The sequence below is a fragment of the Ralstonia sp. A12 genome (genome assembly GCF_000801955.1).
Taxonomy (GTDB): domain Bacteria; phylum Pseudomonadota; class Gammaproteobacteria; order Burkholderiales; family Burkholderiaceae; genus Ralstonia.
Map to the genome: position 1 here is coordinate 539141 of NZ_JSZO01000001.1, position 21594 is coordinate 560734.

18 protein-coding genes, 3 tRNA genes and 1 pseudogene are annotated in these 21594 nt (G+C 61.1%); 7 read left to right on the forward strand and 15 right to left on the reverse strand.

All coding sequences use genetic code 11. The annotated features are described in order from the left end of the window. Window position 1: 1 nt before the first annotated feature. The gene (locus PI87_RS02465; protein WP_039596079.1) at window positions 2-1348 is read left to right on the forward strand and encodes an MATE family efflux transporter; all 1347 of its coding nucleotides are present in this window, start codon (window positions 2-4) and stop codon (window positions 1346-1348) included. 109 nt (window positions 1349-1457) lie between these two features. On the opposite strand, the gene PI87_RS02470 is transcribed toward PI87_RS02465, so the two are convergent. The 6 genes and pseudogenes from PI87_RS02470 to PI87_RS02495 form a co-directional block, all read right to left on the reverse strand. Beyond that, window positions 1458-1534: transfer RNA gene (locus PI87_RS02470), tRNA-Asp, on the reverse strand. 64 nt (window positions 1535-1598) lie between these two features. Beyond that, window positions 1599-1674 (reverse strand) — tRNA-Glu (locus PI87_RS02475). A 118-nt stretch (window positions 1675-1792) separates the two neighbouring features. Continuing rightward, window positions 1793-1868, reverse strand: a tRNA-Ala gene (locus tag PI87_RS02480). Window positions 1869-1997: 129 nt separating this feature from the next. Beyond that, a complete protein-coding gene (gene gltX / locus PI87_RS02485; RefSeq protein WP_039596080.1) occupies window positions 1998-3395 on the reverse strand; it encodes a glutamate--tRNA ligase in 1398 nt (465 codons plus the stop codon). 147 nt (window positions 3396-3542) lie between these two features. Next, window positions 3543-5221 (reverse strand): annotated as a pseudogene (locus tag PI87_RS02490) (sensor histidine kinase). 112 nt (window positions 5222-5333) lie between these two features. Continuing rightward, complete coding sequence (locus tag PI87_RS02495; RefSeq protein ID WP_039596081.1) at window positions 5334-6017, reverse strand: response regulator; 684 nt, start codon at window positions 6015-6017, stop codon at window positions 5334-5336. Between the two features lie 185 nt (window positions 6018-6202). Here PI87_RS02495 and PI87_RS02500 point away from each other — a divergent pair, with 185 nt between their 5' ends. The 4 genes from PI87_RS02500 to PI87_RS02515 all read left to right on the forward strand — a co-directional run bounded on the left by PI87_RS02500 (window position 6203) and on the right by PI87_RS02515 (window position 8345). Beyond that, window positions 6203-6478 (forward strand): hypothetical protein, encoded by a 276-nt coding sequence (locus PI87_RS02500; RefSeq protein WP_039596082.1) that lies wholly within the window; start codon window positions 6203-6205, stop codon window positions 6476-6478. A gap of 44 nt (window positions 6479-6522) precedes the next feature. Further along, window positions 6523-6807 (forward strand): hypothetical protein, encoded by a 285-nt coding sequence (locus PI87_RS02505; protein ID WP_039596083.1) that lies wholly within the window; start codon window positions 6523-6525, stop codon window positions 6805-6807. Between the two features lie 107 nt (window positions 6808-6914). Next, complete coding sequence (locus PI87_RS02510) at window positions 6915-7295, forward strand: hypothetical protein (protein WP_039596084.1); 381 nt, start codon at window positions 6915-6917, stop codon at window positions 7293-7295. Between the two features lie 93 nt (window positions 7296-7388). Beyond that, window positions 7389-8345: a patatin-like phospholipase family protein gene (locus tag PI87_RS02515; RefSeq protein ID WP_039596085.1), complete on the forward strand. Its 957-nt coding sequence runs from the start codon at window positions 7389-7391 to the stop codon at window positions 8343-8345. A 62-nt stretch (window positions 8346-8407) separates the two neighbouring features. Here PI87_RS02515 and PI87_RS02520 read toward each other — a convergent pair whose 3' ends face one another. The 5 genes from PI87_RS02520 to PI87_RS02540 form a co-directional block, all read right to left on the reverse strand. Next, on the reverse strand, window positions 8408-9055 hold the full coding sequence (locus PI87_RS02520) for a C40 family peptidase (protein WP_039596086.1): 648 nt from the start codon (window positions 9053-9055) through the stop codon (window positions 8408-8410). Window positions 9056-9295: 240 nt separating this feature from the next. Continuing rightward, the gene (locus PI87_RS02525; RefSeq protein WP_039596087.1) at window positions 9296-10951 is read right to left on the reverse strand and encodes an ABC transporter ATP-binding protein; all 1656 of its coding nucleotides are present in this window, start codon (window positions 10949-10951) and stop codon (window positions 9296-9298) included. Continuing rightward, a complete protein-coding gene (locus tag PI87_RS02530) occupies window positions 10948-12072 on the reverse strand; it encodes an ABC transporter permease (RefSeq protein WP_039596088.1) in 1125 nt (374 codons plus the stop codon). Before PI87_RS02530 ends, PI87_RS02525 begins: the two co-directional genes overlap by 4 nt. Window positions 12073-12085: 13 nt before the next feature. Beyond that, window positions 12086-13138 (reverse strand): microcin C ABC transporter permease YejB, encoded by a 1053-nt coding sequence (locus PI87_RS02535; protein WP_039596089.1) that lies wholly within the window; start codon window positions 13136-13138, stop codon window positions 12086-12088. A 28-nt stretch (window positions 13139-13166) separates the two neighbouring features. Beyond that, window positions 13167-15065: an extracellular solute-binding protein gene (locus PI87_RS02540; protein ID WP_039596090.1), complete on the reverse strand. Its 1899-nt coding sequence runs from the start codon at window positions 15063-15065 to the stop codon at window positions 13167-13169. Between the two features lie 306 nt (window positions 15066-15371). Here PI87_RS02540 and fabI point away from each other — a divergent pair, with 306 nt between their 5' ends. Both fabI and PI87_RS02550 read left to right on the forward strand, forming a co-directional pair. Further along, window positions 15372-16166 carry an enoyl-ACP reductase FabI gene (gene fabI / locus PI87_RS02545; RefSeq protein WP_039596091.1) on the forward strand — a complete coding sequence of 265 codons (795 nt, stop codon included), beginning with the start codon at window positions 15372-15374 and terminating at the stop codon, window positions 16164-16166. Between the two features lie 343 nt (window positions 16167-16509). After that, a complete protein-coding gene (locus PI87_RS02550; RefSeq protein WP_039596092.1) occupies window positions 16510-17700 on the forward strand; it encodes a tyrosine-type recombinase/integrase in 1191 nt (396 codons plus the stop codon). 73 nt (window positions 17701-17773) lie between these two features. Here the strand turns inward: PI87_RS02550 and PI87_RS28945 are convergent, their stop codons facing one another. From PI87_RS28945 to PI87_RS02570, 4 genes are all read right to left on the reverse strand, one after another. Then, window positions 17774-18076 (reverse strand): hypothetical protein, encoded by a 303-nt coding sequence (locus PI87_RS28945; protein WP_157003049.1) that lies wholly within the window; start codon window positions 18074-18076, stop codon window positions 17774-17776. Window positions 18077-18421: 345 nt separating this feature from the next. Beyond that, window positions 18422-19135 (reverse strand): hypothetical protein, encoded by a 714-nt coding sequence (locus tag PI87_RS02560; RefSeq protein WP_039596094.1) that lies wholly within the window; start codon window positions 19133-19135, stop codon window positions 18422-18424. Window positions 19136-19183: 48 nt separating this feature from the next. Further along, complete coding sequence (locus PI87_RS27980; RefSeq protein WP_157003050.1) at window positions 19184-20530, reverse strand: KAP family P-loop NTPase fold protein; 1347 nt, start codon at window positions 20528-20530, stop codon at window positions 19184-19186. Window positions 20531-21095: 565 nt separating this feature from the next. After that, the gene (locus PI87_RS02570) at window positions 21096-21308 is read right to left on the reverse strand and encodes a hypothetical protein (protein WP_039596095.1); all 213 of its coding nucleotides are present in this window, start codon (window positions 21306-21308) and stop codon (window positions 21096-21098) included. Window positions 21309-21594: the final 286 nt, after the last annotated feature.

The following is a 21594-nucleotide window of genomic DNA, read 5'->3' on the forward strand; positions in this document are numbered from 1 at the left end:
CATGTTCCTCTCTGATGTCCGCCGTATTACCGCGCTGGCCTGGCCAGTTCTGATTGGCCAGCTGGCCGTGATCGCTTTCGGCGTACTCGACACAGCGATGGCGGGGCGCGCTTCAGCAGCGGATCTGGCGGCCATCGGGCTTGGTGGGTCCATCTATGTCACCGTCTACATCAGCCTGATGGGCGTGCTGCAGGCACTCTCGCCCGTCGCAGGACAACTGTATGGCGCGCAGAAACATGGCGAGATCGGCGAAGAAGTCCGCCAGGCCATCTGGCTCGGGATCGCACTGGCGGCCATTGGCATGCTGCTTCTGTGGTTTCCGGCCCCGCTGCTCCAGCTGGCAAACGCGTCACCAGAGCTGACAGAAAAGGCGACCGCCTACCTGCGCTATGAAGCGCTGGCACTGCCTGCGGCACTCGGCTTCCGGATCTACTCGGCACTGAACAACGCGCTGTCGCGCCCGGTGATGGTGACGGTGCTGCAGCTCGGGGGCCTCGTGCTCAAGTTCCCGCTCAACGCGCTGTTCCTGTATGGCGGCATGGGCATCCCGGCGATGGGCGGCCCAGGTTGCGCGCTGGCCTCCATGATCATCAGCTGGGTGTGGTTTATCGCCGGCGCGGCCATCCTGATGCGCAATCCGGCATACCAACCGTTCGAGATCTTCACGCAGTTCTCGCCGCCGAATCGCGCGCGGCTTTGGGCGCTGATTCGCCTGGGTGTGCCGATGGGCTTGACCTACCTGATCGAGATCACCTCGTTCACGCTGATGGCGATCTTCATTGCGCGGCTGGGTACGGTCGTGCTGGCTGGGCATCAGATTGCCGCCAACCTCGGGGCAGTGGCGTACATGGTGCCGCTGTCATTGTCGATTGCGACGTCCACGCTGGCAGCACAATCGATCGGCGCCCGTGACCGCACGGCAGCGCGACGCATCTCGTTGAACGGCATCAAGCTGGCAGCGATCTGCGCGGCCATTGTCGGCACTGCGGTACTGATCCTCCGCCACGATCTGGTCAGCCTCTATACGCATGATGCGGCCGTCCTGGCGATTGCGGTTCCGCTGCTGCCCTTCATCGCGTTCTATCAGATGTTCGATGCGCTGCAGGTGATGGCCGCATTCATCCTGCGCGCCTACAAGATCGCGCTGATCCCAACCGTCATCTACGCGCTCTCGCTGTGGGGCGTTGGCTTGGGTGGCGGCTATGTGCTCGGCTTTGGGCTTCTGGGAGATGGTGCCGCAGCACTGCGTGGCGCCGCTGGCTTCTGGGCAGCCAACGGCATGAGCCTGATGGTGGCTGGTGCCCTGTTAGTCAGCTATTTCAATCGCGTCAGCCGCACCGCCAATTAAAGCCGCACGTTAAACGACGGGTTGCCCCAGCTTTAAAGCACGGGGCAATCACGGTAATTGAATGGGAAGCGCAAAAGAAAAAACCCGCTGCAAGCAGCGGGTTTTGATTTGGCGGAGCGGACGGGACTCGAACCCGCGACCCCCGGCGTGACAGGCCGGTATTCTAACCGACTGAACTACCGCTCCGTGTCGGTTGCAAAACCAGCTAGAGACTGACTTTGCGAATGAGCTTCTGGTTAAGCTCTTGTTTTGGCGTCCCCTAGGGGATTCGAACCCCTGTACTCACCGTGAAAGGGTGATGTCCTAGGCCTCTAGACGAAGGGGACAGAAACTGCTTTGCAACGCTTTCTGTCTTACGCTGCGAAGTCCGCTATCATAACGTACTTCTTTGCGTTTTGGAAGCTTCTTTTCAAATTTAATTTTGAATCGAATCTTCCGGCATTTTGGTGGAGCTAAGCGGGATCGAACCGCTGACCTCTTGCATGCCATGCAAGCGCTCTCCCAGCTGAGCTATAGCCCCAATCACTAACTGCACTTTACTGCTTGCTTCTTACTGCGTTTCGCTTCGTGTTGCAGCGAAAGCAAGAGTATAGGGGAAGTGTTTAGCGCTTGGCAATACCCTTTCGCAATTTTTTTTGCGGCGCACCCATCACGCTGCCAAACGGCGCAGAACAACGTCGCGGCCGAACAGTTCCAGCACGGCATCGATCGACGGCGTTTGCAGTTGCCCCGCCACCAGCAGGCGTACCGGCATAGCCAGCTTGGGCATCTTCCAGCCGTGCGCGGCCAGCACTTCCTTGAAAGCAGCGCCGATGGCCTCGCGCTTCCACTCGGGCAGCGCGCTCAGCTTCTCGGCCAGGGCGGCAATACCAGGACGCACGTCGTCGGTCAGATGCTGCGTGGCGAGCTCCGGCTCGATGGTCAGATCCGTGCGGTAGAAGAGCAGCGCGGTCTGGGCGACTTCACGCAGCGTGTTGGCGCGATCCTTCACCAGCGCAATCACATCAGCCAGCACGGGGCCACCGTCGACCTTGCCGCCCAGCTCTTCAATGAACGGCTTCACCAGATCCGCCAGGCGCTCGTTATCGGCTTGCTTGATGTAGTGGTTGTTCAGCCAGGCGAGCTTCTCGGGGTTGTATTGCGCGGGCGACTTGCCCAGGTGCTCCAGGTCGAACCACTCGACAAACTGCTCGCGCGAGAAGATCTCAGCGTCGCCGTGTGCCCAGCCCAGGCGGGCGAGGTAGTTGACGATGGCTTCAGGCAGGTAGCCGGCATCGCGGTAGCCGGTGACGCTCATGGCGCCGTGGCGCTTGCTCATCTTCTCGCCCTGCTCGTTGAGCACGGTCGGCAGGTGGGCGTAGACCGGGGGCGTACCGCCCAGTGCACGCAGGATGTTGATCTGGCGCGGCGTGTTGTTGACGTGGTCATCACCGCGGATCACGTGAGTAATCTGCATGTCCATGTCGTCGACGACCACGCAGAAGTTGTACGTGGGCGTGCCGTCTGGGCGTGCAATGACGAGATCGTCCAATTCATCGTTGGAGATTTCGATGCGGCCCTTGACCGCGTCGTCCCACACCACGCTGCCACCGATGGGGTTCTTGAAACGCATCACGGGCTGCACACCGGCCGGCGGGGTCGGCAGGACCTTGCCGGGCTCGGGGCGCCATGTGCCGTCGTAGCGGGGCTTCTCGCCGCGCTCGCGTTGCGCGTCACGCAGGGCATCCAGTTCTTCCGTGCTCATGTAGCAGGGGTAGACCAGCTCCTGCTGGACCATCTGGGCGATCACCTCGCGGTAACGGTCCATGCGCTGCATTTGGTAGAACGGGCCTTCGTCGATGTTCATGTCCAGCCAGTCCATCGCTTCGAGGATCACGTCGACGGCTTCCTGGCTGGAGCGCTCGACGTCGGTATCTTCAATGCGCAGGACGAAATCGCCCTTCATCTTGCGAGCGAAGGCCCACGGATAGAGCGCCGAGCGGATATTGCCGAGGTGGATGAAGCCGGTCGGGCTGGGGGCGAAACGGGTGCGGACGCGCTGAGTCATAGGAATGGCGGAATGCGGAATGAACAAAGCCGCACGATGGGGGTCATCAGCGGCCTCTGTCAAAACGCAAATTATAGCAACGGCGCCCTGCTCCCTTGCCATCGCGTTCGCGTGGGGATCCCGCAGTTGGTGTCGCCAGCCGATGGCTTACCGGGCCAGCGGCAGCCACAGTGTGAATGCGTCCCCGTCGGCCCCGAACCGCCAGTCCAGCGTGCCGCCAATGGCATGGGCGCGGCGCTGCTGATTGCGTAGCCCCCGCCCGGTGGTTGTGCCCAGCGCCCGCTTGACGTCGAAACCCTCGCCGTTATCGTCAATGCTCACGACCACACCTTCCCCCACTCGCGCCGTGGCCACACGGATTTCACTAGCGCGGGTGTGATGCAGGATGTTGGCAATGCTTTCCTGCACGATGCGCAAGATGTGCAACGCGCTGGAGGGGTCCAGCCACGGCAGCGCGGGCAGCTCTTGCACTTCCCACCGCAGGGCGACGCCGGAGCCCTCCAACCAAGGCTCCAGGCGAAAGCGCAGCGTGGCCAGCAGAAGCAACAGGTCGGCTTCGATGGGCTCCACGGATCGATGGTCAGCTTCAGATCATCCAGGCAGCCCTTGAGGATTTGCGAGACCTTGAGATCGCTCACGCCGCTGCGCTCCACTGACCGAATCGCGCTGATCAGGGACGCACCAAGCCCGTCGTGCATGTCCTGCATCAGGCGCTGCCGCTCGTCGCTGATGATTTGCAGCAGCTCGGCCTCGCGCAGCAGGCGGTGGCTCTCTTCCAGCTCAGCTTCACGCGCCTGCAGGCGATGCGCCAGATTTGCGTTGACCTGCTCGACCTCCACAATGGCGCTGATGTAGCGCCGGTACATCAGGAAGCCGAGTACGCCAAAGGTGACGGCATTGGCGTACGCACCAAGAAACCAGCCCTCCACGCTGATCACATTGTTATAGAGCAGCCATTCCGACATCCCCAGCAATGTGCAGACGCTCAGGCCAGCGGCAACCAGGAGCCCATCCGCCGAGCGCCGCCAAGAACTGACAGCCCCGACCATGCTCACCATCACGCCCTGCACGACGGCAACGCCGTAAATCAGCGGCACGAGAATCGACGTGCTTGGGTAGACCGGCAGCACGCCCACCGCAGGCAGTGACAGCACACTGACCACCAGCGGTATGCCAATCACGGCGCGGGTCAGCCATTTGAGCCGGCGGCAAGGTGGAAGAACAACAGATAGCGGCGCTCGTGACCACGCCGGAACCATACGAACAGGGCAAAGACGCCCACCGCCATGAACGCCGCACTAAGCGTTGCCGGCAGTTCACGTTGCAGCCACTGCCGCAGGTAGTAGCGTCCCTGCAAGGCATCGGCAGGCCCGAGCCAGAACGAGGTGATGGCTTCTCGCGTATGCGGCGGGTGTTGGATACGAATCAGGATTTCCGTGAGCGGCGCTTCCGGCGCGCCGTCCAACACCACCCACAGGGGCGTGAACAGGCTGTTCCATAGCGCCCCCTGTTCCTGCGCACGATGCACGAGCCGGCCATTGGCATACACGGCGATGGTGCCCCCCGGTCTTGATGCGACAACGGGAACGGCAGCGCATGGGGCAATGCAACAGGTTGCCAGGCACCTGACAAGCTGCTGCTATCGACTGTTGCGGGTGACGGTGTTCGATCCGGCGCGTCGGCCGTCAGCAGATCCGCTTGCGTGAGATGCAGTGCGGCATCGGGCTGCTGCCAGCCATCTGCTTCCAGATACCCACCGCCATCAGCAATGCCAGCGACAGAACAAATGCGGCGTTGGCAAATAGAGAGGCGGGCAGGATTTTCATGCAGCAAGCATATCGCCGACGGCATCAAGTCGAGTTTCCGGCTTTACCCCCTCCAACAGGGAAATGACAAATGGGTTGTCTCTCGAAAAAAGCTGAAAGCAAAGTTAACGCGTTAATCGTCCAATAATCCGAGCTTTCTCGCTTCGTAAATGGCTTCGGCCTTGGACGTCACCTTGAGCTTGCTGTAGATACGTCGCACAAACGAGCGCACGGTGAAGTGGGAAACCTGCATCAGCTTGGCGATTTCCTGCGCGGTAAAACCTTTAGTGATGAGGTCCAGCACCTCTTTCTCCCGCGCCGACAACAGATCCGGCGCGGCCGCCGCCTGTTCACGCGCACCGCCACCTTGGCGAAAGCGGGCCAGGATCTGCCGGGCAATGATCGGGCTGATCGGGCTGCCGCCGCTGGCGAGGCTGCGAATCTCATCGAGCATCCGCGCTGGCGAGCTGTCTTTGAGCAGATAGCCCGCCGCTCCGGCTTCAATCGAGCGCATCACGTTCGTCTCGTCGCCAAAGTTGGTGCTGACCATGATGCTGCAGCGCGGCCAGCATTGCGCGGCGGCCTGGATGACGTCGATGCCCGAGCCGTCCGGCAATCCCAGATCGACCAGCAGTACATCCACCGGCACCCCCTGCAATATCGCCAGCCCCTCGGCGCGCGTGCCGGCCTGCCCGGCCAGGCGCATATCCAGCGCCGCATTGACGGCATGACTGACTGCCGCGAGAAAACCGGCATCGTCCTCGACGATGGCGACGCGAATATGCGGCGGGGCTGAATCGGTGCGTGCAGTTTCCATGGGGAAATAAATGTACGACGGTTCAGGGCCGGCGATTGTAGCGCCTTTGTTCTACAGACACCGGGTACCGCATCACCGATATTCACGCTGATTTTGAGGCACGGGAAATGGTTTTATCCACCTGCAGCCGTCGGTCGCAACAGCAGCAGGTGCTCTCTCAATGCGGCCCTTAAGGAGTGCATAACATGACGCAAATCGTTGGTGGTTGGACTGAATTCGATTATGAAATCACTACCGAAGCCAAGGCGGTACTCAAGGAGGCCATCGGAAATCTCGTGGGCGTGCAATACACCCCGACGGCCTTTGCAACGCAGGTGGTTGCCGGCACCAACTACGCCTTCCTGTGCACCGGCACGTCCACCTACATCACGCCGCACACACAGTTCCCGGCATTGGTCTACGTGTACAAGCCGCTGTCGGGCGAGCCGCACGTGACCGAAATCCGCCGTATCAAGCCGTAACCCCAAAAGATCGCTCTCAAGCGACGCCTTCAGGAGCAGAGCACATGGCTGGTTTCAAAGTGTTCAATGACTCAGACCAGAACATCTGGGTGACGATCTACGATCCGTTCGGCCAGCAGATCGGCTACGGTAACGTGGATAAGGGCAAGAGCCACGAGTTCACGTCGGGGTTCTATGCGATCGGCTCGCAGTACAAGCTGCTCGCCGAGTATCCGACCGCGGAACCGCACCGCTGGACGACCACGACGAAGCAATACCTGACCAAGACGGACCACGACTCCATCCACTTGCGGGGTGATCCGTCGGGCGGGCACTGGCACAACCCTTGATCCTCCTGCGTACCCAAACCTAAGGCACCGCGAGGTGCCTTTTTTGATGCCGCTGAAACAACGCCGCACAGAAACCGGCATCGCCAACATCGCCCTTGGAGTCAACGATGCGTACACCGCTTCCAGTTGCCGTACTGCTTGCGCTCACCCTGCCCTCGACCGCAGCACTCGCCCTCAACATCTCTGTCAAGAACGAGACCAACAACTGTGCCTGGATCACCGTCTACAGCGCCGTCAACCTGATGCCCTGGAATCAACAGGGCGCTCGCTTTGTCAAACCCGGCGCCGTCGAAGACTTTCGCATTGCCAGGAAGGCTGATCTCAGAGTGCGCGCAGAAGTCAAAGGCTCCGCCGAATGCGGCAACACGCCGAATGTGGCGGATGTGCACGATTGGCGCAAAGGCCTCAAATTCACCGATGGCCCCAACTTCAATGCACGGGTCGTCAAGACGGGAGACGGGAAGTTCCATCTCTGGATTCACGACTGACGGTAGCCGCGCGCTCAGTTCGTCGTCGATCTTTGGCACAATGGCGGCCGGCCGCGCACCTTCGCGCGGCACCTGGGCCTTCCAAATCGATCCATGCAACGCCGCCTCTTTCTGGGCGCCGCCGGCGCCTCCCTGCTCTCTGCCTGCACCGTGACGGGCTTTTCGTCCGGCAAGACTGAAACCCCCGCGACGCCACCCACGGCCGTGCTGCCACCCACTGCCCAGGGGGCCACGCAGCCCGTACGCATCGGGCTGGCGCTGGGCGGTGGTGCCGCGCGCGGTTTCGCGCACATCGGCGTCATCAAGATGCTAGAGGCGCAGGGCATCCAGGTCGACTTCGTTACCGGCACGAGCGCCGGTAGCGTAGTGGCAGCCATCTACGCATCGGGCCTGTCCGGCATTGAGATGAATCGTCTGGCGCTCAAGATGGACGAGGCCATGATTGCCGACTGGGCGCTGCCGTTCGGCACACGCTTCGGTGGCGTCATCAAGGGCGAAGCGCTGGAGAGCTACATCAACCGCCTGGTCAAGCACAAAACGATCGAGCAGATGCGCATTCCGCTGGGCATCGTCGCCACAGACCTGGCCAGTGGTAAGCCGATCCTGTTCCGGCGCGGCAATACCGGCCAGGCGGTGCGCGCGTCGTCCAGCATTCCGGGCGTGTTCCAGCCCGTCACCATCAGCGGCCGTCAGTATGTCGATGGTGGGCTGGTAGCGCCGGTGCCGGTCTCGTACGTCAAGCAGATGGGCGCGACGTTCGTGATTGCGGTGAACATCTCGGCAGACCCGTCCAATCAGTCGGTCTCGGGTCAGGCCAGCATGCTGCTGCAGACGACGGCCATCATGGGCCAGAGCATCAACAAAACGGAACTGGCACAAGCCGATGTGGTGATCACGCCGTCCTTGCCGTTTGTGAAGGGTAGCGACTTTACTGCGCGCAACGAGGCCATCCTCGCCGGCGAGCAAGCCGCACAGGCCGCCATGCCCCTGCTGCGAGAGAAGCTGCGACTGCCGCAGACCACGGTGTCCGCCCCGCTGCCCGCACACTGACGCCAATCGTCGGGCAACAAAAAAGACCGCAGCGGCGGTCTTTTTGTTTGGAGCCGAGCAGATCAGCCGCCGTACAGTGCCAGCGGCTTGCCGGCAGCGTTCGGATCCACGCGCTTGAGTTGCTCGACAAAGTTGTCGGCACCGTCCTTGATCGGGGTGCTGGAGTTGCCTTCAATGCGGCGCGCGCCGTTGTAGCGCGTCACCCAGTACGAGGCGGTCATGTCATCCACGCGGATCTTGCTGCCGGTGGACGGTGCATGCACGAACTTGTTATCGCCAATGTAGATGCCAACGTGCGAGAACGTGTGGCGCATGGTGTTGAAGAACACGAGGTCGCCCGGGCGCAGTTCAGCCGTCTCGACGCTGGTGCCAACGCGGCTCATTTCAACGGCGCGGCGCGGCAGCAAGAAGCCAAAAGTGTCGTTGAAGACGTAGCGGACGAAGCCGCTGCAGTCGAGGCCCGATTCCGGCGTGTTGCCGCCGAAACGGTAGCGCAGACCAATCATGCCCAGCGCGTTCATAACGACGTCGCCGGTTTTGGTCATGACGTTGGAGATCAGGCCAGGCTTGGCTTCCGGCTTCACGTCGGCACGAACCTCCGTGTCCTTGAAGACCGTATCAGCCTGCACTGCATTCGACACGATCACGCCGCAGCCGATCACAACCCCTACCGCCAGGCGCGCCATGGAATGAAGTACGAAGTGCTGCATCGGTTCTCCTGGGAAAGTCGGAATGATCGGCTCTTTATGCGTGAATGCAAATGAGACGCGTCCGAATCCTGCGTAAAACAATCTCGCAGGATAATAAAAGTGACACCTTGACTTGTCAAAGGTCGTTACAAATTTGCCTGAATTCATATGCGAATCAGGCACTTAGACATGATTTTGGAGGCGCACTCTTACAATGCAGCCCCATCAAACCGCACCTTCCTGGGGCATCACCGGCCGGTTTTACGGGTTATCCCTCGACGGGATCAGTGACGCAGCGGCCATCAGCTTGCAGGTGTAGGGGTGTGAGGGTGATGCCAACACCGCCTCGGTGTCGCCCTCTTCCACCACTTTGCCGTCCTTCATCACCACCACGCGATGAGACATCGCACGAATGACGGCCAGGTCATGACTGATGAATAGATACGACAGGTTGTATTTTTTCTGAAGGGCGCCCAGCAGCGACAGCACCTGCTGCTGAATCGACACGTCCAGTGCTGAAGTCGGCTCGTCGAGCACCAGCACCTGCGGTTTGAGGATCAGCACACGCGCAATGGCAATACGCTGGCGCTGCCCGCCAGAAAATTCGTGCGGATAGCGCCCCAGCGCCGTGCGATCCAGCCCCACTTCGCGCAGCGCCTCGATCACGCGATGCCGACGCTCGGTCGGGTTCACGTGCGGCTGGTGCAGCGCCAGCCCCTCGCCGACGATCTCCTCGATCGTCATGCGCGGCGAGAGCGAGCCATAGGGATCCTGAAACACCACCTGCATGCGCGCACGCACCGCGCGACGCTCATCGCGCGAGACGCGCAGCAGCGAGTTGCCGAGAAAGCGCAGATCGCCACCCTTCGGCGTCTGCAGCCCCAGCAACGTCTGCGCGAGCGTGGTCTTGCCCGAGCCAGACTCACCGACGATGCCCAGGGTCTCGCCTTCACGCAATTGCAGCGAGACGGCGTCGACCGCGGTGAACGGATCGGCGCGGAACCAGCCAGCAAACCCCGGGCGATGGCGCTCGTAGGTGACGGTCAGCTTGTCGGCTTCAAGCAGCACGGGGGCCAGCGGCACAAGCGGCAGTACGTCGCGTTGCGGGCGGCTCTCCAGCAGGCGCACGGTGTAGGGGTGTTGCGGTGCTGCGAACACGGTTGCGGTGTCGCCCGCCTCAACCAGCACGCCCCGCTCCATCACGCCAACGCGCTCGGCAAAGGCACGCACCATGTTCAGATCGTGCGTGATCAGCATGATGGCCATGCCGAATTCGCCTTGCAGCTCGCGCAGCAACTGCAGGATCTGCATGCGCACGGTCACGTCCAGCGCGGTGGTCGGCTCATCGGCCAGCAGCAGCTTGGGCGAGCACGCGAGCGCCATGGCGATCATCGCGCGCTGGCGCTGACCGCCTGAGAGTTGGTGCGGAAAGGCATCAAAGCGGCGCGGCGCCTCGGCGATGCCGGTGCGCTCCAGCAAGGCAATCGCGCGCGCCTTGGCAGCACGCTTGTCCAGCCCTTCATGCAGCTCCAGCGTCTCGACGATCTGGTTGCCGATGGAGTACAGCGGGTTGAGCGCCGTCATCGGCTCCTGGAACACCATGGCCACGTCGGCGCCGCGCAGGCCGCGCATCTCACGCTCGCTGGCGGCCAACAAGTCGCGGCCTTCGAGCAGGATACGGCCGCTGTACTGCGCGTCGGCCAGCAGACGCATGATCGACAGCGCCGTGACCGACTTGCCCGAGCCCGACTCCCCTACCAGCGCGAAGCGCTCGCCGGCATGCAGATCGAGGGAGACATTCTTGACGGCCTCGGTAGCCTCGCCGTGTTCGGATTCGAAGTGCACGCACAGATCATCCAGCCGCAGCAGCGGGCCGTCGTACTTGGGTGCAGAGGAACGCAGATCGACGCGGGTCATTTCACCACCGTCGGTTTCTGGCGCGCGCGCAGTTGCGCGAACGACAGGCGCGTATCGAAGGCATCGCGCAATGCGTCGCCCATGAAGGTCAGCAGCACGAGTGTCAACACGAGCACCACGAAGGTCGACAGCGAAATCCACCACGCGTCGAGATTGGCCTTGCCCTGTGCCAGCAGCTCGCCCAGGCTGGGCGTGGATGGCGGCACGCCGAGGCCGAGAAAATCAAGGCTGGTCAGCGCCAGGATGGCTGCGCTCATGCGGAACGGCAGGAAGGTGATGACCGGCGTCAGGCTGTTGGGCATGATGTGGCGCCACATGATCTGCCAGTTGGAAAGGCCCATCGCCCGCGCAGCCTTCACGTAGTCGAGCGAGCGGTTGCGATAGAACTCGGCGCGCACATAGTCAGACAGGCTCATCCAGCCGAACAGCGACAGCAGGATGATCAGCAGCCCGAGACTCGGCGTGAAGATCGACGCAAAGATGATCAGCAGGTACAGCTCCGGCATCGAACTCCAGACCTCGATCAGCCGCTGCGCCCACAAATCAAAGCGCCCGCCAAAAAAGCCCATCAGCGCGCCGGTAAGCGTGCCGACAACCACGCCGATCAGCGTGAGCGCCAGCCCGAACAGCACCGACACTCGGAAACCGTACAGCAGCCGCGCAAATACATCACGGCCACGGTCGTCGGTGCCCAGCCAGTTCTCGGCTGAGGGCGGCGCCGGGTTGGGTTCCTTCGAGAAGTAGTTCAGCGTCTCGTACGAATACGGATTGGGCGGGTAGATCGCAAAGCTGCCCGGTTCCTTGAACTTGTCGCGGATATAAGGATCGAGGTAGTCCGTGGGCGTCGGGAAGTCGCCGCCAAAGGTCGTCTCGGGATAGGTCTTCACGATCGGGAAATACCACGTGCCGTGGTACTTCACCACCAGCGGCCTGTCATTCGAGATGAGCTCACCGCCCATGCTGAGCACGAACAGCACCACGAACAGGATCAGACTCCAATAGCCCAACCGGTGTTGCTTGAACCGCCGCCATGCACGCTTGAGTGGCGACGGGGAGTGGCGCACCGCATGTGGCGCCGCCACGTTTGATGGGTGTGCAGAAGTGCGGGAGTACTGAGTCATATTGGCTGCCCGCCTATCGCCCGACCGAGCCAAAGTGGATACGCGGATCGACCAGTACGTAGCACACGTCAGAGATCAATCGCGTCGCCAGCCCGATCAACGTGAACAGGTACAGCGTGCCGAGCACAACCGGGTAGTCACGGCGCATCACCGCCTCGTACGACAGCAAGCCCATGCCATCGAGCGAGAACAGTTGTTCGATCAGCAACGAGCCCGTGAAGAACGCACCGATGAAGGCCGCCGGGAATCCGGTCACCAACGGCAGCAGCGCATTGCGGAAGATGTGCTTCCACAGCACGCGCCGCTCCGACAATCCCTTACTGCGCGCGGTCAGCACGTACTGCTTGCGGATCTCCTCCAGAAACGCGTTCTTCGTCAGCATGGTGATGACGGCAAAGCTGCCCACCACGGATGCCGTCACGGGCAGTGCGATGTGCCAGAGATAGTCCGTCACCTTGCCGAGCAGGCTGAGCTGGTCCCAGTTGTCAGACGTGATGCCGCGAATGGGGAACCACTGGAAAAACGTGCCGCCGCCAAACAGCACCAGCAACAGCACGCCCAGCACGAAACCCGGAATGGCATAACCGACCAGCACGATGATGCTGGTCACCAGATCGAATCGACTGCCTGCCCGCACTGCCTTGGCGATACCCAATGGCACCGCGATGAGATACGTGAGGAAGAACGTCCACAGTCCAATCGAGATCGACACCGGCAATTTGGACTTGATGAGTTCCCACACACTGCGGTGCTGGAAGTAGCTCTCACCCAAGTCAAAGCGGGCAAAGCGGCCCAGCATCAAGAAGTAGCGTTCGACCGGCCCCTTATCGAAGCCATACAGCGCGCGGATCTCTTTGATCTTCTCAGGGTCGACACCGCGGCGGCCGCGGTAGTCGAATGCGCCCCCGCCACTGGCCTCGCCGACGCCGTTGCGCCCTTTCATCTCCAGCATCATTTGTTCGACCGGCCCCCCGGGCACGAACTGGATGACCGCAAAGGTCAGCGTGACCACGCCAATCAGCGTCGGAATCAGGAGCAGCAGCCGTTTGATCAGGTAGGCAAACATGGTGTCACCGATGCGGTCATTGGGCGGCTCATTGGGCAGATTCGGGCTTGCGCCACCAGGCCGTCAGCACCCAGGCCTCGGCCGAGTAGTAGTACGGCAGGCGGTCCGGATACATCAGGTTCTTGTTGTAGGCGACACGGTGCACGGCCGAGTACCAGTGCGGAATCACGTAATAGCCGTGCATCAACACGCGATCGAGCGCGCGCGAGGCGGTAACCAGTTCATCGCGGTTGTCGGCGCGCAGCACGTCGTCGATCAACGCATCCACCGCGGGCGACTTCAGGCCGATCACGTTATCGGAGCCCTGCTCGTCGGCCGCCGCAGTACCAAAGCGATCCTTCAGCTCGTTGCCGGGGCTCTGCGAATCGGGAAAGCGCAACGAGATCATGTCGAAGTCGAACTCTTCGAGCCGCTTCTGGTAAAGCGCGAAATCGGTCATGCGCTGGTTGACCTGGATGCCAAGCTTCTCGAGGTTGCGCACATACGCTGCCATGACACGGCTCATTGCCCCGCCGTCATCGAGCATCTCGAAGACGAAGGGCTCGCCACGGGCGTTGCGCAGCGCACCGTCGGAATACGTCCAGCCGGCCTGGGCCAGCAGGCGGCGCGCCTGGCGCAGGTTGTCACGCAGCGAACTGGGCGGGTCCGTCGATGGCGGCGCAGGCAGGATGCCGAACACATCTGGATCAAGCTGGCTGCGCAACGGCTCCAGCAACGCCAACTCGCCCTTGCTCGGCATGCCGGTCAACGAATCGGAGGCCGCCAGCTCACTGTTCGTGAAATAGCTGTCGAGCCTGCGATACGCGCCGTAGAAAAGCTGACGATTGAGCCACTCGAAATCCAGCGCCAGTGTGAGCGCCTTACGCACCCGCAGGTCCTTGAACAACGGCCTGCGCAGATTCATCAGGAAACCCTGCATGCCCGCGCCATTGCGATGCGGGAATTCACTCTTGATCAACTCGCCGCTGCGGAACTTCACACCCACGTAGCTCTTGGCCCAGTTCTTGGCGAGGTACTCGACCATGGCGTCATACTCGCCAGCCTTGAATGCTTCCAGGCGTGCCGTCTGGTCCTTATAGAGCTTGTACTGGATGCGCTCGAAGTTGAACGAGCCGCGCCGGACATTCAGATCACGGCCCCAGTAGTTTGGATTGCGCCGGAAAGTGATGCCGCGCGATGGGTCAAAGCGCTCGACGGTATACGGACCGCTGGCGATCGGATCTTGGAACGTCAGTTTGTCGAAGGCAACGTCCTTGCCACCGTCCGGATCGTCCGGCTTGCCGCTGCCCTTGCCCCACTTGGGCGAGAACACCGGCAGCCCACCAACGATCAACGGCAGTTCCTTGTTGCGGCGCTTGAAGTCGTAGCGGATGGTGGCGGCATCCACCACCGTGATCTTGGACACATCCGCAGTCATGCTGCGATAGGCGGGGCTGGCGCCCTTGCCCATCAGCATGTCGTAGGAGTACTTCACGTCGGAGGCGCGCACCGGGTCGCCATTGGAGAAACGTGCACGCGGGTTGATATGGAACGTGACCGAGAGTTCGTCAGGCGCGACCGTCACGTCGTCAGCCAGCAGGCCGTAGCCGCTGGCGGTTTCGTCCCAGCTTGTGATGAGCAGGGTCTCGAACACAAGCTGGTTCAGCCCCGGTGCGGACGTCCCCTTAATGGTGAACGGGTTGAACTTGTCGAAGCTCGTGCGCCGGTCTGGATTGCCGAGCAGCAGCATGCCGCCAATGGGCGCCTTCGGATTCAGGTAGCCGAAGTTCGAGAAACCGGCCGGATATTTGAGATCGCCGTATTCCGCATAGCCATGTGCCGCCCAGGTCGGTGCCGCACAGAGGGTCGCCCCCAGGCAGGCCAGCGCTGCCAGGAGTCGTCGACGGAGTTGCCAAGATGGCTTGTGTGCCGCTGCAAGTACGCCCATTGCGCTCATTGCGCCCTTTGCCCCCGTTGTCCCTGCATGCGTTGATCCAGATCGATCACTGTATGAAAACCTGTTTCAGACAATTCTAACGCCCTCTCCAGGCTTTCCCGTCAATTCTGGCCCGGGGATCGTCCCGCATTGACAAGGCTGACGCGGCAGCGAATGCAGCAGCGGCCAAAAGCGCAGACGCCCAGCGCTTTCCGGTATGATCGCGCCGACCTTATTGCCTCGCGCCCCGGATACCGCTGCTGAGTGACCACAGTGGCATGCGAGCGCGACGGTGCCCCACATTTGTACGGAGAAACCATGGGATTCCTCGCTGGCAAGCGCATTCTGATTACCGGCCTTCTGTCCAACCGCTCGATCGCCTACGGCATCGCCAACGCCTGCAAGCGCGAAGGCGCTGAACTGGCCTTCACCTACGTCGGCGAACGCTTCAAGGACCGCATTACTGAATTCGCCAACGAGTTCGACAGCAAGCTGGTGTTCGACTGCGACGTCGGCAGCGATGAGCAGATCGCCAAGGTGTTCGAAGACCTCGGCCAACACTGGGGTCGCTTTGACGGCCTGGTGCATTCAATCGGCTTTGCACCGCGTGAGGCGATTGCCGGCAACTTCATCGATGGTCTGTCGCGCGAGTCGTTCCGCATCGCGCACGACATCTCGGCATACAGCTTCCCGGCACTGGCCAAGGCTGCCCTGCCGATGCTCTCGCCCAATGCCTCGCTGCTCGCCCTGACCTACCTGGGCGCTGAGCGCATCGTCCCGAACTACAACACGATGGGTCTGGCCAAGGCGTCGCTGGAAGCTGGCGTGCGCTACCTGGCTGGCGCGCTGGGTCCGAAGGGCATCCGTGCCAACGGCATCTCGGCTGGCCCGATCAAGACGCTGGCCGCGTCGGGCATCAAGGATTTCGGCAAGCTGCTCAAGTACATGGAAGACGTGGCCCCGCTGCGCCGTAACGTCACCATTGAAGAAGTCGGCAACGTGGCCGCCTTCCTGCTGTCGGACCTGGCAAGCGGCGTGACCGGTGAGATCACCTACGTCGACTGCGGCTTCAACGTGACCGCAGGCGTGCCGGAGAGCGTCGGCCAAGGCTGATGCGCTGAACGCGTGCACGCGCCATCTTCGGGTGGCGCATGTGCAAGCAACGCAGACAAAGAAAAAGCCCGCATGGCGCAAACCATGCGGGCTTTTTGACGTGCATTGCAATGCGAGCCGTCACGTCAGCTCGACTCGCATCCGCCTGTTAGATGCGCTTCCCGCGAGAAGCGCCAAACTGGCGGAGACGGAGACCGCCATATTCAGATCCAGCGGACGCCAAGCAAATCCAAATATTGTCTAATAATTCAATAGGTTGCATCATCCAAGCATCCAATCTACGCTAGCAACTTCCAACACCATCCAGCGTCTGCTGATGGGCCGCATGATGGGCTAGAAACCGATGCTAACTGACAAACAAGCAAGAGCGCTCAAGCCGGACGACAAGCCGGTCTTCGATGGAAAGGTAACTGGGCTGCTGCTGTCGCCAACCAAATCCGGCTGCAAGTGGACGCTGCGCTTCACCAGTCCGGTGACCGGCAAGCGTCGAGACGCCGGCCTCGGCACCTACCCCGAAACGTCGATCGCGGAAGCACGCGAAAAGGCGCTCGCCATGCGTAAGCTCATCGACAATGGCGAAGATCCCATTGACCAGCGCAACCGGGAGCGCGAGGCGGCAGTTGTCGCCGCTGCCGCCCTCACCTTTGAGAAAGCTGCCCGGCAGGTCCATGAAGACCTCAAACCAGGCTGGAAGAACGAAAAGCATGCTGCACAGTGGATCAGCACGCTTGAGACCTACGTCTTTCCCAAACTTGGAAACCGCAAGCTGGACGCTATCAGTCCCGCCGATTGCGCAGAAGTCCTCCGCCCGATCTGGTTGACGAAGGCGGAGACCGCCAGCCGCACTCGGCAGCGGATGCACGCCGTCATGCAGTGGGCATGGGCTCACGGCCATATCACGGCAAATCCCGTGAGCGTTGTGGATCACCTTCTACCCAAGCAGTCCGCTAAATCCGAGCATCAACCCGCCATGCCTTGGCGGGAAGTACCAAAATTCGTCACGGTGCATCTCGCGGAACATGAGGTCGGCGATAGCACGCGTGCGGCTCTGCTATTCCTGATCCTGACAGCAACACGCAGCGGTGAGGTGCGCGGCGCAACGTGGAGCGAGTTTGACCTGCACGCGCGAGTATGGAATATCCCGGCAGCTCGCATGAAGGCCAATGAACCCCATCGTGTTCCGCTATCTGAAAAGGCGCTGACTCTGATTAAGACCCTGAAGCAGCACCAGTTGCACGAAACCCTGCTTTTTCCGTCGCCGCGAGAAAAGGTGCTGAGCGACATGACGCTCACCGCGCTGCTTCGCCGCGTCAAGGCGGAGAGTGATACCCCTGGGCGGATTGCAACCGCTCATGGCTTCCGCTCCAGCTTCCGCGATTGGGCAAGCGAAAGCGGCTATGCGCGAGACCTTGCTGAACGTGCTCTCGCTCATACTGTTGCGAACAAGGTTGAAGCCGCGTACCACCGAACGGACCTACTTGAACAACGACGACCGCTGATGGAAGCGTGGGCTGAACACGTCTACACCGGCTGACACGGCAAGCTCCTCCCCGATACGATCAACTGCAAAGCTCCCCATGGGATCTCGATCCCTTGGGGGCTCATCATCAGCGGCGACTCTCCGCCGCCGTGTCGTGCGTGTCGTCCTCTGCGGGCTTCTCCGCAGCGTCCATATGCAATCGGAGTAAAACGCTCTGAGCTGCGTCCGCGATGACCTCCGAAGGCTTGCCAGCAGCGTACGAGCGCAACACCGTCAGACACTCCAGCGCCGCCATCACAACCGCCTCGCTAACCTCACCTCCGTTGATATCTTGCATCGCCTGCCGAAGGGGCTCCACATCCGGACAAACCGGATCGCGAGAACGCAGTACGGTGAAAATCTCCACGTAGGCCCTGATCGTCGCCGCCACCTCATATGGTTTGTGGCTGCTGGGAGATACATAAATCAAGGCTCCGTGGTCGGTCTCATGCAGTTCGCCACCACGAGCTATATGCTCCAACACCTCACTGAGCGGACCGAACGTTGTGTCAAGCAGCCACGGCTGCGTGCGGAGCGCCGTCGCAGCGTTGTGCGTGCGAGGGCGGTAAGTTTTGCGAGGTCTGCTACTACGTCCCATGCTGCAATGTCGTTCTAGTCAACATCCGGTCATTGAAGAACCAGCACGGTAAACTGGACGCGGGCCGGAGGAATGGTCATGTGCGCCACAGATACGTGATCTAAGTTTTCCTGGACACTTATGAAAGTGGTCGATCGTTCATTGGGGCGAATCTATCCGCTCAAGTGCATCAGGATGGAACGGGCTTCTCGCGATCTGACCATCCGCTTCATGCCACTCGCAGATGACCGGCACCGAGGCGGCATCGACCGCCAGACCGATCGCGTTCGGGGTCTGCGCTACACGCATCGCTCGCCCGCTCTCGTGATGCCGGACCCAGTCTCCCTTTCGCAAGGGTCGAGGTTTCGACGCGCCCATTTCCCGTTGCAATTGCAACGTACGTCCTCGTCCCGCAACCGTTAAGCTGCAAATATCGTTATCCCACGGGTTGCGATTGATCAGCCCCCGCCGAGTCAATTTGTCCGCGGTCGACTGGAACTCGAGCGCCGAGTGACCGGGATTACTGAGCGCCAGACGCCCGAGATAGATCGTGTGGTCAGTTGCCTTACCCAAGGTCAGCAAAAAACGCACTTCGTCATCCTCAAGTTTTCCGCGCGCCGCCACCCAGCGATACACACCGCGAACCGCGCGCCATAACAGCCACGCTCCACCCAAGAGCACCGAAATCCCCAACAGAGCGCCGCAGAACACGAGCACAAACCACGGCGCCCATGCCCATTCCTTGGGAAGCTCCGGTATCACACCTGGCGCATAGTGCGGTCCCCCAATAAACAACAGCGCTGCCATCACCAAACCGAAGGCCGCGGCCTTCGATTTCTGGGCAAACTCCACCAGCGATTTCAGCAAGTCCATCTTGGGTGATTCCCCGTGTTGTTCCTGGATGTGCAGACCGTTGGTGCACTATTGCACGTCAAAATCAAGGCTCTGCATAAGCCTACGCATCGTCTTGACGGGCACCCTCGCTACACTGCGGATCATGCCCTGCCCAAAAATCAATCGAGACTCCTCGTCTTTAAGAGCAGTCTCATCATCGCGGAGCTGCGCCAGTGAGACCAGACTGGTGAGAGCTTGCACATAGTCGGAGACCCACCCTTCAAGTTGTGCAATCTGCCGTACCACCTCTTGTAAAAGGGCAACACCCTGCTCATTCGCTTCGGAATCGTCCCGGCGAATGCCATCGAACAGTTCGGGATGTTTAACCCGTAGTGCAACGAGGAAAGTCAACAAGGCCGGCCAGCGCGGTTCCACCAAGAAACACATTGCGCTCGCCCGCTCGACGTCTCGCAGAGACAAATGAAACGCCTCGGCCCAGACGGTCAGGTAGCGCCCGAGATCGCCGCTATTGTCCTGGAAGTTATAGCGACGCAGGACATGGGCGACAAAGCCACGCATGAAATGCGAACCGTGGTCCAACTCCCAAGAACGGACCCGCGGCAACGCGAGCGACAGGTGCAGAAACTTGCCCAGATAGATCGTAGCGTCGGTTTCCGCACCGTACACGCCTTTGACGGCAGTCTCTAGCTGGCGTCGATTCATGACCAAGACAAAGACGAGATTCGGCACCTCAAAGTAGTGCTTGATACGCTCGAGCAAACGGACCGCGAAGGCCGGGCGGCAGCGGTCCAGCTCATCGATGATGATGACCACGGGTTTGTCGTCTGTACCCCGGGCAAAGGTTTCCAATTCGCGGCGGAAGGCGCGCATCGAATCGCGCTCCTTGTCATGCTGCTCGATGCGCTGTTTGACCCAGGCCTGCGCCACATCGCCGCCCTTGTCCCCCGCTTTCGCGAGTTGCTCTCCCCATTCTCCAACGAGATCCTCCGTGCCAACCGCCCTGCCGACCAGATTGAGGGTCATCTTGGCAGCCATCGGCATCAAGGCCTTGCCGACCTGAGCCGCCTGGCTACCCAAACGCTCGGCCAGCGATTGGTCGGCCGCACTCAGGCGCCGCACCTCGGCCGCTAGCAAGAGAAACGGATCTTCAACGTAGTCGTTTTCGAAGGCGTCGATCCAGCCGAAGCGGAAACCTTCTCGGCGAAGATAGGCGGACCAGTGGCGCGCGAACCAGGTCTTGCCCTCGCCCCATGGAGCATCAAGGGCGATCACCGCGCCCGTACGCAGGCGTGCGAGATAGCCCGTCAGTTGCTCGGCCAAGCGCCGTCGGCCCAAGACGTCGCCTTCGAACGGTGTTTCTATCGCATCCCAGCGATCGCTGGGCAAAGACAAGGATTGAGGTGTTTGCGTCATGATGGAGAGGCTCGTTTCGTGCAACGTTCGATGTTAGGGGCGGCACCCGGCCTCAGCGTCTCATGCACGCCAGATAGTGGGTCTTGGACGAGGTCGTATCTAGGCCACCTGTATGCCGCGCCATGATGACTATCACAATTTCTGGGTTGCTGTGCTTGCGCACCCCCGCAGCTCAGCTTGCTTCAATAGCAGGTCGGTAATCGCATCAAACGCCGCTAAACGGGCACTCTCAGAGGAACGATATCCATCGCCCGATTGGCAAATCTCTGTCGTCCTAATCGCGCGAATCTCGAAGCACCAAGCATTGGTCCCTGCCTTAACGGTAGTCACATAGCCATCCGCATTCAGGGAGGCCTCGCCTGCCACATTTTTCCGCCAATAGCGGGCAGTCCACTGTTCGCGTTTTCTTTGACGTAGGCGCTTCCAAGTAGCCAGCGCGTCCAAGGGGAGCCCATCTATTGCTTCGGGGTACGCAGACATCTGATGAATTGAGCACGTTGCCGTAAAGCCCGCCATGCTAGCGGGAGCCCGATCCCACTCATTCTGAAAGATATTGAAGTCAGATTTACCAGTTCGCCTGCCGATCGGCACAGCTTCCCAGCATGGCCCAAGCGCGCATCGGCAGGTCAGACGTGGCAGCAATGGCATGAAACTCACGGCGCGCGGCCACGAAGTCACCACCATGGAGCAAGGCTGCCGCTTGCTGGTTGGCATAGAGAGCTTTCAACTTTGCCGGTGCGCGGGCAGCGCAGGCGCTGGAGTGTTGCTTGGCATCCATGATGCAACGCGCAAAAGCAGCATCCTGGCGAGTGATCCACACTTGGCGATCGTTGTCCTTCAGCGACGCGCAGTCAACAGGTCACTCAGTGTGCGCTTCGCAAATGCGTAGGCGTCCGGACCGCACTGCCCGTCTCGGGGTTGCCCCCCCAAACACCCGCCACCCGCAACTTCCCATGGCGGAAGTATTCAGGGGCCACAACCGGAGCCTGAGGCACTACCGCACCACGCGCACTCAGCCAGGCAGCGATTTAATCCTCCGCCGGAGCGGCAACAAGACTGTCATG